The organism is Tenacibaculum sp. E3R01 (assembly GCF_003318185.1).
Classification (GTDB): domain Bacteria; phylum Bacteroidota; class Bacteroidia; order Flavobacteriales; family Flavobacteriaceae; genus Polaribacter; species Polaribacter halocynthiae.
The window spans coordinates 279392-291555 of record NZ_QOCC01000019.1; the positions used below are offsets into that span (position 1 = coordinate 279392).

General features: G+C 29.7%; 11 protein-coding genes. 6 read left to right on the plus strand and 5 right to left on the minus strand.

What is annotated here, in order from left to right:
• Nucleotides 1-2: 2 nt before the first annotated feature.
• The 4 genes from DS884_RS06435 to DS884_RS06450 are packed head-to-tail and all read left to right on the plus strand — an operon-like array spanning nt 3 to nt 2690.
• The gene (locus DS884_RS06435; protein WP_113786175.1) at nt 3-659 is read left to right on the plus strand and encodes a hypothetical protein; all 657 of its coding nucleotides are present in this window, start codon (nt 3-5) and stop codon (nt 657-659) included.
• Nucleotides 659-1327, plus strand: a complete 669-nt coding sequence (locus DS884_RS06440) for a hypothetical protein (protein ID WP_113786176.1) — start codon at nt 659-661, stop codon at nt 1325-1327. The genes DS884_RS06435 and DS884_RS06440 overlap by 1 nt, the downstream gene beginning before the upstream one ends.
• Nucleotides 1328-1329: 2 nt before the next feature.
• Complete coding sequence (locus DS884_RS06445; protein ID WP_113786177.1) at nt 1330-1986, plus strand: hypothetical protein; 657 nt, start codon at nt 1330-1332, stop codon at nt 1984-1986.
• The gene (locus tag DS884_RS06450) at nt 1983-2690 is read left to right on the plus strand and encodes a hypothetical protein (RefSeq protein WP_093869647.1); all 708 of its coding nucleotides are present in this window, start codon (nt 1983-1985) and stop codon (nt 2688-2690) included. The genes DS884_RS06445 and DS884_RS06450 overlap by 4 nt, the downstream gene beginning before the upstream one ends.
• Before the next feature lie 10 nt (nt 2691-2700).
• Here DS884_RS06450 and rsmI read toward each other — a convergent pair whose 3' ends face one another.
• A complete protein-coding gene (gene rsmI / locus DS884_RS06455) occupies nt 2701-3372 on the minus strand; it encodes a 16S rRNA (cytidine(1402)-2'-O)-methyltransferase (protein ID WP_113786178.1) in 672 nt (223 codons plus the stop codon).
• 65 nt (nt 3373-3437) lie between these two features.
• Between rsmI and dxs the strand changes: the two genes are divergently transcribed.
• Nucleotides 3438-5204: a 1-deoxy-D-xylulose-5-phosphate synthase gene (gene dxs / locus DS884_RS06460; protein WP_113786179.1), complete on the plus strand. Its 1767-nt coding sequence runs from the start codon at nt 3438-3440 to the stop codon at nt 5202-5204.
• A 61-nt stretch (nt 5205-5265) separates the two neighbouring features.
• Here dxs and DS884_RS06465 read toward each other — a convergent pair whose 3' ends face one another.
• Entirely contained in the window at nt 5266-5772 is a 507-nt protein-coding gene (locus tag DS884_RS06465) for a hypothetical protein (RefSeq protein ID WP_113786180.1), read from the minus strand.
• Nucleotides 5773-5824: 52 nt separating this feature from the next.
• Nucleotides 5825-8506, minus strand: coding sequence for an Ig-like domain-containing protein (locus DS884_RS06470; RefSeq protein ID WP_113786181.1), 2682 nt, complete (start codon nt 8504-8506; stop codon nt 5825-5827).
• Between the two features lie 191 nt (nt 8507-8697).
• Here DS884_RS06470 and DS884_RS06475 point away from each other — a divergent pair, with 191 nt between their 5' ends.
• Entirely contained in the window at nt 8698-9576 is an 879-nt protein-coding gene (locus tag DS884_RS06475; protein WP_113786182.1) for a hypothetical protein, read from the plus strand.
• Nucleotides 9577-9642: 66 nt separating this feature from the next.
• Here DS884_RS06475 and atpG read toward each other — a convergent pair whose 3' ends face one another.
• Together atpG and atpA are read right to left on the minus strand one after the other, a co-directional pair.
• Nucleotides 9643-10503, minus strand: a complete 861-nt coding sequence (atpG, locus tag DS884_RS06480; protein WP_113786183.1) for an ATP synthase F1 subunit gamma — start codon at nt 10501-10503, stop codon at nt 9643-9645.
• 63 nt (nt 10504-10566) lie between these two features.
• On the minus strand, nt 10567-12147 hold the full coding sequence (atpA, locus tag DS884_RS06485) for a F0F1 ATP synthase subunit alpha (protein ID WP_093869641.1): 1581 nt from the start codon (nt 12145-12147) through the stop codon (nt 10567-10569).
• Nucleotides 12148-12164 lie beyond the last annotated feature (17 nt).

Genomic DNA, 12164 nt, shown 5'->3' on the forward strand with positions numbered 1-12164 from the left:
GTATGGAGCTAACTAAAAACCAAACACAGCAAGTAAAAAAGTATCTAGATAAAAAAATGGTTTACTATATAGATATTAGAGTTGAAGTACTTGACCACATAATTTCGGAAATAGAAAGCACTATGCTTACTGAAAAAGACTTTGATCATTCATTTAATAAAGCAACTGAAAAATGGAATGTTCTTTTACAAAATTCTTCTAGTATTTATTTAGGGTATTGCTATGTAAAACCTTTACTTATTATAAATAAAATGAAAAAATATGGAAAACCACATGCTATAAAAATATGGAGTATATTTATTCTAATGCTACTCTCAATAGGTTTCAATGATAGTATTTCTTTAAATGTTTCAACCCTTATAACGGATATCGCAAACATTACTTTTCAAACCGTATCCTATGCTCTTTCTTTATTAATCATATTAGGTTACGTCCATATATATTCTACGAAGCAAAAAACATCTTTCAGGTTTTTATATGAAACTCAAGTGTTGGCTGTAGTTTTATTTCCTTTTATGATTTCTGGTTCTTTTATAACCAAACATGATGGCTTAGATTTATTAAAAACAATGATTTTAGTTGTTAGTTTATTTATGTTTCAACTAGCTATAAAGCTTTATAAAAAGCACTTTACATTGTTAAAAAAATATTCTTTTTAATGGAATTAACTAAGGAACAAGTACAACAAATAAATAATTTTTTAGAAGCTATTGGTGTCGAATATATCGACATCCGATTTGAAATGGTAGATCATATTGCTTCAGACATAGAAAATAAAGTGAGTAATATTCCTGCTTTTTATGAAGACCAACGACTTCATACTCATTTTTTAAAATATATGTTAAGTAGAAAAAAAGAGCTAAAAAAAAGGTATGATTCAATATTGAAGAAAAAGTTTTGGTCTGATGCTTTATTTATTTTAAAAGATATGGTTCAACAGGTAATTAAACCAAGAAACTTAGCTATAATAAGCATAGTCGCTAGCATTAGTTTTTATATGAATAAATTACAAAGCATAAACACTTTGTATTTTCCAATAATTTTATTGATTGGATACATCACATATTATGTATTAAAAACAAGAGAATTTATAAAAACATTTGGAAAATTAAAAATTGTTCATTCATACTCTTTAGCAGGAGGAATCATAATCAATATAGCTTTTCAATTTTTTAATTTATCAAAAATTGGTAATAATAATGGTGATTGGAATTCTTCCCTTTTTAATACAATGCTTATTTCTTTTTTTGGTTTATTTCTTTCAGGAGAAAGCTTTATCTCAAAAATGAATACTATCAAAGAAAAATATAATTACTTAATTGAATAAGTATGGAATTAACTAAGGAACAAATACAATTCATAGATAATTATTTAAAGGAAAACGGAATTGAATATTGGGATCAAAGGATAGAAATGGTGGATCACTTAGTCTCTGATATTGAATTAAATTCTGAAACTACACTTTTTAAAAGTGAATTTAAAAATGCTTTAGAAAGATGTGGTTGGAATAAAAACTTACGTGAAATCCATAAAAACGGTTGGAAAACTATAAATACTCTTTACAGAAAACAATTTTCTAAAATGTTTATAGATTTCTTTAAATCATTTAAAAAAGTATTAGTTTTTTTCACACTTACATTAACCTACTTTTTTTTAGCTCAAAGTATTTCTTTGAAATATTTTAAACAGCTAAACATTATCTTGTACATAATACCTATTGTTTTTTGTTTAATACACACAGTTATACTCTATTTTAAAAAATTTGGGAAATCTGTTCATATAAACTATGGGATTTTCTATTTCTCTTTTACTTTTTTAATTCTTAACATGGTTATCCAATTTATACCATACACTTCTGAAGTAATTCAAAAAAAAGTGTGGTTATTATTAATTCCTTTATACTATGTAGCAATGCATACAGGTTACAAAATTTTTCGAATGGCATACACTAAAATTGAAAACATAAAAAGAGAATTATCATTATGAAAAAGCTAACAGAAAAACATATAGAAGAGTTGTATATATTTACCCGACAGCATTATGTAGAATATTATGATGTACAAACTGAACTTGTAGATCATTTAGCTAATGATATTGAGCAAATATGGGATAATAAACCACAACTATCTTTCGAAAAAGCAAGAGATATTTCTTTTAAAAAATTTGGAATATTTGGTTTTATGGATGTAATTGAAGAAAAACAAAAGCAACTAAATAAAAAATATATTAAAATTGTATTTCAATTTATTAAAGATTGGTTTAAGCTTCCTAAAATCATTTTAACTGTATTAATGTTATTGTCTTTTTATCAAATTCAACAACTAAATTTTGCTTATTACATATATACTACGACCTATTTATCTCTTTGTTTACTACAAACCATAGCAGTTTATTATTCTAGCAAAAATTTAAAGAAAAAAAATAAGAAAACAGGAAAAAGATGGATGCTAGAAGACATCATAAAAACTCAAGGCATTGGAAGTCTTACTCTTATTCTTTTTTACATTTTCGATATTAGTTTACCTACCAACAAAGATTTTTATGAAATGGGACTATTCTTTTGTATGTTTTCTTCTTTCATGATTGTCTTTTCAATAATTATAACATATATAACCCTTAAAGTTATTCCTGAAAAATCAGAAAAATTATTACAAAAACAGTATCCAGAATATCAATTAGTTTCTTTTTAAAATGAGAAACCTATTTTTTACCATCAACAATAATAACTATTTCACCTTTAGCAGGTTTAACTGTATAATATGATAACACTTCTTCTACGCTTCCTCGTTTGGTTTCTTCAAATAATTTTGTTAATTCTCTAGATACTGACACTTGCCTATCGTTACCAAAATATTCACCAAAATGAGTTAATGTTTTTAAAAGCTTGTGCGGACTTTCATAAAATATCATGGTTCTAGTTTCTTCAGCAAGTAATTTTAAACGAGTTTGCCTTCCTTTTTTAACAGGCAAAAAACCTTCAAAAACAAACTTATCATTTGGTAAACCAGAGTTAACTAAAGCTGGAACAAAGGCTGTAGCACCAGGCAAACATTCAACATCTATTTCGTGTTGAATACAAGCTCGTGTTAGTAAAAAACCAGGATCAGAAATTGCTGGAGTTCCAGCATCAGAAATCAATGCAAAAATTTCACCACTTTGCAAACGCCTAATAATTGTATCTACCGTTTTATGTTCATTATGCATATGATGAGATTGCATTGGTGTTGCAATTTCGAAATGCTTTAATAGCTTCCCACTTGTACGTGTATCTTCAGCTAAAATAGCATCAACTTCTTTAAGAACTCTAATTGCTCTTAAAGTCATATCTTCTAGGTTTCCAATTGGCGTTGGCACTACATATAATTTACTCATACTACAAAACTACAAAGTTTTATGCTTACAGTAGGGTTATATAATGCTTTTTGTACATTTGTTTAATGTCAGAAAGCCTATTACATACTATCGAATATCCCTCTGATTTAAGAAAAATCACTGTAAATAATTTACCTACAGTGGCTAAAGAATTACGCGATTTTATTATTGATGTAGTTTCAACTAAAGAAGGGCATTTAGGTGCTAGCTTAGGGGTAATTGAATTAACAATTGCATTGCATTACGTTTTTAACACTCCTGAAGATTTATTAGTTTGGGATGTAGGACACCAAGCATATGTTCATAAAATTTTAACTGGTAGAAAAAATGTATTCCATACAAATCGTCAGTTAAATGGAATTTCTGGATTTCCAAAACGTAGTGAAAGTGAATATGATACTTTTGGCGTAGGGCATTCTTCTACTTCAATATCTGCAGCTTTAGGTATGGCAATAGCTTCAAAACTACAAGGAAAAAACAAACATCATATTGCTGTTATTGGTGATGCATCTATTGCTAGCGGAATGGCATTTGAAGCGTTGAATCATGGAGGAGACACTAATGCAAATTTACTAGTTATTTTAAACGACAACGCTATAGGGATTGACCCTTCTGTAGGTGCATTAAAAGATTATTTAACTCGTATAAAATCTACTCGAAACGATGTAGAACAACATAATATTTTTGAAGGATTAAATTTTGATTATTCTGGCCCTATAGATGGTCATAATCTTGAAGAATTACTAAGAGAACTTGAACGTTTAAAAAAGGTTCCTGGCCCTAAGTTTTTACATGTAATTACTACAAAAGGAAAAGGATTACGCCAAGCAGAAGAAAATCAAGTAAAATATCATGCTCCTGGTAAATTTGATAAAATTTCAGGTGATGTTTTACCGAAAGAAAAAAATGAGTTTACTAAATTTCAAGATGTTTTTGGAAAAACAATTGTTGAATTAGCTCATAAAAACAAAAAAATAGTAGGTATTACTCCAGCTATGTTAACTGGAAGTTCATTAAAATTTATGTTGGAAGAGTTTCCTGAACGTACTTTTGATGTTGGTATTGCTGAACAACATGCAGTAACTTTAGCTGCTGGTATGGCTACTGAAGGATTAATTCCTTATTGTAATATTTACTCTACTTTTTTACAACGTTCATATGATCAAGTAATTCATGATGTAGCGCTACAAAATTTACCAGTTATTTTTTGTTTAGATAGGGCTGGACTAGTAGGTCAAGATGGAGCTACTCATCATGGTGTTTTTGACATTGCTTACTTACGATGTATTCCTAATTTAATAATATTTGCTCCTAGAAACGAAATAGAACTTCGAAATATATTATACACTGCTCAAAAAGAATTAAAGCAACCAATAGCAATTCGCTATCCAAGAGGAAGAGGAAACATCAAAAACTGGCAGCTTCCTTTTAATAAAATAGAAATTGGCAAAGCAACTTGTTTAAAAGAAGGTAATAAAATAGCTATACTATCAATTGGCACAATAGCTAAAAATGTCACTGAAGCGATATATAATATTAAAAATAAAGATCTTGTTGCTCATTATGATATGCGTTTTGTAAAACCATTAGACATTGAAATACTTAAAAATATTTTTAAAACCTTTAATAGAATAATTACTATTGAAGATGGTTGCAAAAATGGTGGATTTGGAAGTGCTATTATAGAAATTGCCTCAAACTATAACTATCAAGGTAAAATAGAAGTCTTAGGAATTCCTGATAATTTTATTCATCACGGAACTACTGAAGAGTTACAACTACAATGTGGAATTGATCCGCAAAGTATTATAAATAACATAAAAAAAGGTTAGCCTTTCAGCTAACCTTTTTTTATGTTAAAGAGTTATTAACTCAATTTCTTTTAATAACTTTTTACTTCTTTACACTAAATGAACCTTTTGTAATATTAATAGTTCCTAATATATTACTCTTATTACTCTTCTCACAACTTTCAATTTTCCCAGAGAAATTACCAGAAAAACTAGTTCCGTCATTTTTTGATGTAATAAAAGTTAATTTAGTATTGTCTGAACAATTTAAAAATGATAAAACTTCATTGAATCGATATTCCTTTCCATTATCAATATAAGTAACCTCAGCTAAAGATCCAGATCCAACTTTATTTTTTAAAAGGACAATCGTTATAACCTTATCTGTTGAACCATTAATTGTACCTGTTAATTTTGATGCATCTCCTCCATAAGCGTGATAGTCATCAATACCAATAGCAACCTTATTAAAAACAATATTCTTTCCGTCTATTGTCATTTTAATTTCATTAATCGTACCTCCATCAAGAGCTTCTTCTTCATTACTAGAACAAGATGAGAAACACACAATACTTAATAATAAAATTGTTTTAAATAATACTTTTTTCATAGTTTATGATTTTAATTTTAAGATAGCAAATCTATATTTTTTTTATTTAATTTCAATGTTTCTTTATTATTTTTTCTGACAGTTTATTCTCACCAAATTCATTAAATATTTCAATAAAATAAATTGAATTATTAGTTAAGTTTGAAATATTTATAGAACTATTTATTACAGGTACTTCAAGTATTTTTTTACCAGAAATATCAAGAACTTTCGCTATCCATAATAATGTGTTTTCACCTCCACTAATGAATAATCTATCAGAAGTAGGGTTCGGATAAAGAGTAATTTTTGATTTTAATGATGTTTCTTTCTTTTCTTTTTTTCTTGCAGAAGTATTCATTAAACAAAATTGTTTAGTATCTGAACTTGTAAAACTACCACCAGATACCAAAACTGTACCGTCAGTTTTCGTTACTTTATATGAACCGTTTCCATAATCACAACAAATTCCATCTCCATAGGTGTCATTAATACTAAAATCATAACACCCAACTGGTAAGCACTTAGATACCGTAATTGACTCTCCATTTCCTTGGGTATAATTCCCTCCACTCATAACTACTTCGTTGCTACTATTTTTCAATGTCCATGATGTTTCTTTTGAATATTTATCAAACACTAGAGTTACATAAACATCTTCACATTTTGGAGTATTTCCTCCTCCGTCGGAACTACCAGTTGTATACGTTATAACTAATTTTGGAGCTTTACTACTACTTCCTTCATATGATTCAGCAGTTCGCTCTCCTGTTCCTGAGATATAAAACATCATTGAGTTACCAAGACTCCAACTCGATTTATTTATTATTTTTTGTACTAATTCTTTTAACTCTGGTGTTTTTTGTTTATTTCCAGATTCTCCAACTGTAGTCCATGAGTTTGGATTCCAATTAATCGTTTTATTATAATACGATCTTGATGTAATATTATACCCTTGAGAAGTTATATTTTGAGCATTTGACGAATCTTCAATCTTTATCCCTAATGAAGTATTTCCTGAATTAGTTTCATCTGTAGTGAATTGAATGTATGCACTTGTAATCGTAGCATTTGTAGGTATGTTTAAATTTCTAAATAATAAACCAATGTGTTGGTTCCCTTTTGAACTTCCATCATACACTAATTCTAAATCAGAACTATTCATATACATTTTACCAGATGATTCATATTGTTCAGCATCATCATCTCCACTATTAATTGTTGATGTTATTGTTTTTGATACCTCTCCTACAAAGATTGAAACTTCTTTTGATATTGTTTCATTTCCATCATTATCTATTGCTACAGTTTTTAAAATATATGATTGATTATTAACACTAGGTGTCCAACTGGTTGAATACGGTGAACTTGTATCAGTTTTTATTAAGTTATCATTTACATAAAACTTCACATTAGCTATTGTTCCATCGCTATCCGAGGCATTCGCATTGATAGTTATTGCTATATTAACTTTATGAGTTGAACCATCAATCGGGTTAGTTAGAGTTACTTCTGGATAACTCACGTTCGAGTTTATAATAGTTACAACACTTCCATTTGACGGGTTCCAAACATCTATATTAGAAGGGGTAGTAAATGGATTATCATTAGTTACTGAACCTACATTATTTGCATTATCTACTTTAATTGTTCTAACTTCAATTTTTGATTCTTCAACAAAAATCCATTTAAACTGATTAAAAGTACCATTATTTCTTGTCCAGTTTTTTGCATCATTTGAAGAACGTAATGGAGCTCCCCAACAACCTTCTCCAACATAAGTAGTTCCATTGTTATTATCTCTTATAAAACCATCATCACATCCACTTCCACCTGAACAAGGTTTCACAGGCCAAGTTGTTTTAACTGTATGTGAATCCGATTCAAAAACTAAATTAACACCTTTATCATAAAATAACTGAGCCCAGTTAGCATATTCATCATTACCTTCAGATTTTGAAGATACGTGAGGTCTCATTGGTTTATGATATTGAGCAGATTTCCATATAGAACTATTTCCGTTTAGTTTTTGGTTCAACCAAGAATATTGATTTCCGCCAGCAGAAATTTCAGAATTTAATGTATAAATTGTATACAAATTATTTCCAAAAGTAATATCATAATATACATTAGATGAAGAAACATTAAATAAATTATAAATGCTATTGTTTGAATCTTCATGATTTCCTCTAGCTGGTATTATTGGAAACATTCTTCCATCAGTAGCTATTGTATATTGCCAATCATTAAACCAACCTTGCCATTCTGAACTTGAATCTCCGTTAGTCATATCACCACCAAAAAAAACAGCTGTTGGTTTTAATTTTGACACTAACAAGTTAGCATTTCTTCTAGGGGTTCTATTATTCCTAGAATCTCCTCCTGCAATGAATGACATTCTTTGATTATTACTAGGAGCAGTTTTAAACCAGAAACGGCTACTGGTTCCTTGACTATCTCTAATAACGAAATAGTAATTGGTATTTGGGGTTAAACCAGTCAATTTAGCAAAAGTATTACTCATTCCTTTATAAGAAATTGATCGATCTATACTATTTGAACTTGGATAATTTTGCCAATTTGTTCCATAATCTGTAGTGCCGTAATGCACTTTAGGACTTGTACCAGAAATCTGATTCCAACCAATCATAATTGTAGTCGCTGGATTATCTGTTAGAATTAATCGGTACTTATCATTTGATGCGTAAGAAGTAACTACTAAAAAAAGTAGTATGTTTAAAAAAGATTTTTTCATCTTGAAGGGGGGATTATGTTTAGTTAATAGAATTTAGTTACAAATATATTTTTACTGATAATTAGTATATAACCAAAAAAAAGAATTAATAGTATAATAAACTACTAAACAATATGTTAACCCTATAAACACAATCTACTAACGCATAGTTAACAAAGGAAAATCGTGGTAATTATATATTTGATCTTTTTATGAATCGAACAACTCTTCTTAATTTTTTAAAAATCAGTACCTTTTTTATTTTTTCTGGTAGAGCATATCAACATTTGTTTTGGGATGCTCCTTATCGAAGTGTATTTTGGGATCAGCAACTATTAGAACCTATAATTAATTTTGTTTTTAATACATCTTGGCAATCGTATGTTACAAACTTAAATACTGATCATGCTATACAGTTTTTAACCAAAAGTATAGGTGGCTTATACACTGTTTGTGCAATAATATCACTCACTATTACTGAAACTTCTAAAAAATGGCAACTAACAATCTTGAAATTAGGAGCAGTTAGTATAGTAGTATTAGCGATGCTAATTACTAAAAATAAGTTTTATCACTTAATTATGTTCTTTGAACATGCAATTCAATTTGGAGTTCCAATAGCATTAGTATATTATTTAAAAACTCGAAATATTCATCAATTGATATTTAAGTTAAAAATTTTCATTGCTTTAGCTTTTACTTGTCATGGAATGTATGCTATTGGTGTTTTTTATCCGTTACCAGGTAACTTTGTTACAATGACGTTAAATATATTACCCATCACAGAAACAAGCGCTAAAAACCTATTATTTATAGCTGGGATTATAGATTTTATTATTGCAATTGGTTTGTTTATACCTAAAGTAGCAAAAACGATGTTGCTATATGCTTGCTTTTGGGGTTTTATTACCGCTTTTGCAAGAATAATAAGCGGTCTAAGTTATGATGTATCATTGAGTATTGTGCATCAATACATGTATTTAGTATTATATAGAATACCGCATGGACTCATTCCCTTATTAGTTTATCTATACTTAGCAAATAGAAATAATCAAAAATCCAAGGCAATTAAAAACTTAGTATCTATTTAGTTTAGAAAATAATGTAAAAAAAAGCGAACCAAGTTGGTTCGCTTTATATATAAGATAAATAATTTCTTAATTATTCAATGCTTCTGCACCACCAACAATTTCTAAAATTTCATTAGTAATCGCAGCTTGACGTGCTTTGTTATACGTTAGTAATAATTCGTCACGTAATTCAGTAGCGTTATCAGTTGCTTTATGCATTGCAGTCATACGAGCTCCATGTTCAGCAGCAAATGAATCACGAATAGCTTTGTATAACTGAGTTTTTAATGATTTAGGAATTAACTCTAAAACAATTTCTTCTTTTGATGGTTCAAAAACATAATCTAAATTTACGTTTGCATCACCTTCAATCGGTTTAATAGGTATGAACTGTTCAACTTGTGGTATTTGAGTTGCAGCATTCTTAAATCTATTGTAAATGATTTCTATTTTATCATAAGAACCACCTACGTATAAATCCATTAATTGCTCTGCAACTATAGCTACGTTATCAAAAGTTAACTCATCAAAAATATCATTTCTATTTTCAATAACATTATTTTCTTTTGATAAGATATCGTTTCCTTTTTTACCAATTGTAAATAAGTCAACAGTAACTCCGTTGTATGTTTCATTAATCGTTTTAACTGTTTCTTTTATAATTGAAGAATTAAAACCACCACATAAACCTCTGTTTGAGGTTATCGTAACTAACAACACTTTGTTTACTTCTCTTTGCGTTGAATATGCTCCACCTGCATCACTATCTAAAGTAGCGCTTAAGCTTTGCAATAATTCAGTAAGCTTAGATGAATAAGGACGCATTGCCGTAATTGCATCTTGAGCTTTTTTCAACTTAGCAGCCGATACCATTTTCATGGCAGAGGTAATCTGCATTGTTGATTTAATTGAAGTAATCCTGTTTCGTATTTCTTTTAAGTTTGCCATGTAATTGCACTTAAAATTTATAAGATTCCCGCAAAATTTGCGGGAATATTGTTTTAACTATTATTAAGCTGAAAATTTAGCTGAAATCTCTTTAGCAGCTGCTGTTAAAGTATCAATTACTTCATCAGTTAATTTACCTGCTTTTAATGTATCTAAAGTATCTCTATGCTTAGCATTTAAGTACTCTATATAATCTTTCTCAAATTCTTTTACTTTCTTAACTGGAACATCTTTTAACAAGTTTTTAGAACCTGCATAAATGATTGCTACTTGATCTTCAACAGTAAAAGGATCGTTTTGAGCTTGTTTTAAAATTTCTACATTACGTTGTCCTTTAGAAATCACATTCATTGTAGCTGCATCTAAATCAGATCCAAACTTAGCAAATGCTTCTAATTCACGGTATTGAGCTTGATCTAATTTTAAAGTACCAGATACTTTTTTCATAGATTTAATTTGAGCATTACCACCAACACGTGATACAGAAATACCAACGTTAATTGCTGGACGTACACCTGAGTTAAATAAATCAGACTCTAAGAATATTTGCCCATCAGTAATAGAAATTACGTTTGTTGGGATATATGCTGAAACGTCACCTGCTTGTGTTTCAATAATAGGTAATGCAGTTAAAGAACCTCCACCTTTTACAATTCCTTTTAAAGAATCAGGTAAATCATTCATTTCACTTGCAATTTTATCATCATTGATCACTTTTGCAGCACGCTCTAATAATCTTGAGTGTAAGTAAAATACATCTCCTGGATATGCTTCACGTCCTGGAGGTCTTCTTAATAATAAAGATACCTCACGGTAAGCAACTGCTTGTTTAGATAAATCATCATAAACAATTAATGCTGGTCTACCAGTATCACGGAAGTACTCACCAATTGCAGCTCCTGCGAAAGGTGCATATACCTGCATTGGAGCAGGATCAGATGCATTTGCAGCAACAATTGTTGTATATGCTAAAGCACCTTTTTCTTCTAACATGTTAGCAATAGCCGCTACAGTTGAAGCTTTTTGACCAATAGCTACATAGATACAGTACACTGGTTGCCCTGCATCATAAAATTCTTTTTGATTTAAGATAGTATCAATAGCAACTGTTGATTTACCAGTTTGACGGTCACCAATAATTAACTCACGTTGACCACGTCCTACAGGAATCATTGCATCAATAGACTTGATACCAGTTTGCATAGGTTCAGTTACAGGCTCACGATAAATAACACCAGGAGCTCTACGCTCTAAAGGCATTTCGAAAGTATCACCCTCAATTGGTCCTTTACCATCAATTGGTTGACCTAAAGTGTTTACAACACGTCCTACAATTCCTTCTCCAGCTCTTAAAGAAGCAATTCTTTCAGTACGTTTTACAGTAGAACCTTCTCTTACAGATGTAGAAGCACCTAATAATACAACACCTGCATTATCTTCTTCTAAGTTTAATACGATACCTTCTAATCCGTTATCGAATTCAACTAATTCACCGTATTGTACATTTGATAAACCGTAAACACGAGCAATACCATCACCTACTTGTAATACAGTTCCTACTTCATTTAACGAAGCTTTCGCTTCGAAATTTGTTAATTGTTCCTTTAAAATTGCTGATACTTCAGCTGGTTTAATTGCTGCCATCTTATATCTTTTGACGT

Bases quoted from the DNA above. Each gene is read 5' to 3' on its own strand.
- atpA (WP_093869641.1), bottom strand. From the start codon at position 12,147: ATGGCAGCAATTAAACCAGCTGAAGTATCAGCAATTTTAAAGGAACAA.
- DS884_RS06465 (WP_113786180.1), bottom strand. From the start codon at position 5,772: ATGAAAAAAGTATTATTTAAAACAATTTTATTATTAAGTATTGTGTGT.
- dxs (WP_113786179.1), top strand. From the start codon at position 3,438: ATGTCAGAAAGCCTATTACATACTATCGAATATCCCTCTGATTTAAGA.
- DS884_RS06445 (WP_113786177.1), top strand. From the start codon at position 1,330: ATGGAATTAACTAAGGAACAAATACAATTCATAGATAATTATTTAAAG.
- rsmI (WP_113786178.1), bottom strand. From the start codon at position 3,372: ATGAGTAAATTATATGTAGTGCCAACGCCAATTGGAAACCTAGAAGAT.
- DS884_RS06470 (WP_113786181.1), bottom strand. From the start codon at position 8,506: ATGAAAAAATCTTTTTTAAACATACTACTTTTTTTAGTAGTTACTTCT.
- DS884_RS06440 (WP_113786176.1), top strand. From the start codon at position 659: ATGGAATTAACTAAGGAACAAGTACAACAAATAAATAATTTTTTAGAA.
- DS884_RS06450 (WP_093869647.1), top strand. From the start codon at position 1,983: ATGAAAAAGCTAACAGAAAAACATATAGAAGAGTTGTATATATTTACC.
- DS884_RS06435 (WP_113786175.1), top strand. From the start codon at position 3: ATGGAGCTAACTAAAAACCAAACACAGCAAGTAAAAAAGTATCTAGAT.
- DS884_RS06475 (WP_113786182.1), top strand. From the start codon at position 8,698: ATGAATCGAACAACTCTTCTTAATTTTTTAAAAATCAGTACCTTTTTT.
- atpG (WP_113786183.1), bottom strand. From the start codon at position 10,503: ATGGCAAACTTAAAAGAAATACGAAACAGGATTACTTCAATTAAATCA.